General features: G+C 66.3%; 1 protein-coding gene. It reads left to right on the forward strand.

Annotated features, from left to right (window positions below; genetic code table 11):
* Window positions 1–1,152 (forward strand): M20/M25/M40 family metallo-hydrolase (locus AC1VAN_RS22560; RefSeq protein ID WP_480986829.1); only part of this gene is annotated, 1,152 nt, incomplete at both ends.

Below are 1,152 nucleotides of genomic sequence, written 5' to 3' on the forward strand. Positions count from 1 at the left end.
CGCCTGACCAATTCGCCGGCGATGGGGCGTGCCAACGCCTGGACCCGCGGCAAGTTCAGCGAATGGAAGCTGGACAATGTCCATGACGAAGCCTTCGACGAATTCGGCCGTGGCTGGGAATTCACCTCGGCCAGCGTGGAGATGCTGGGCGATCGCGTGCAGCCACTGCATGCGCTGCCCAAGGCGTGGACGCCGGGCACCAACGGCCCGGTCGAGGGCGACCTGCTGCAGGTGGACATCAAGAAGCCCGAGGACATCGAGAAATATCGCGGCAAGCTGCGTGGAAAGATCCTGCTGCTGGGCGAGGCACGCGAATACAAGCGCGGCACCGACGCCGATTCGCACCGGCACGACGCCACCTCGCTGGAAGGCCTGCAGCAATTCACCCTGCCCAAGGACAAGGACGTGGCCGCCGACCGCGCCAAGCGGGTCAAGGAATACCAGGAGAAGCAGGCGCTGGCGGCGAAGGTCAACGCATTCTTCGTTGAAGAAGGCGCGCTGGCCTCGATCAGCATCAGCAGCTGGGACAACGGCATCATCCGCGTGGCCGGTGGCGGCTCGCGCAAGGCCGGTGAAGCGGCCGGCATTCCCGAACTGGCGATGATCGCCGAGCACTTCAATCCGCTGGTACGCGCGCTGGAAGCCAAGCAAAGCGTGCGCCTGCGCGTGGATGTGGCCGCACGCTTCACCGACGAGGCCGACCAGCCCGGCTACAACACCCTGGCCGAGATCCGTGGCAGCAGCAGGCCGGACGAGGTGGTGATGATCGGCGCGCACCTGGATTCCTGGCACAGCGGCACCGGCGCGGCCGACAACGCCGCCGGCGTGGCGGTGATGATGGAGGCCATGCGCATCCTCAAGGCCGGCGGCGCCAAGCCCAAGCGCACCATCCGGGTTGCGCTGTGGAGTGGCGAGGAACAGGGACTGATCGGTTCGCAGGCGTACGTGGCCAAGCACTTCGGTCGATTCCCCGAGCCCACCGACCCGGCGCAGAAGGCGCTGCCGGCCTCGCTGCGTGAACCGACCGGTGCCCTGCAGAAGACCCGCGACTACGGCAAGTTCCAGGTCTACTTCAACATGGACAACGGCTCGGGCCGCTTCCGTGGCATCTACGCACAGGAAAACCTGGCGGCGATGCCGATCTTCGAAGCC

The organism is Stenotrophomonas sp. 05L44_2, assembly GCF_056665995.1.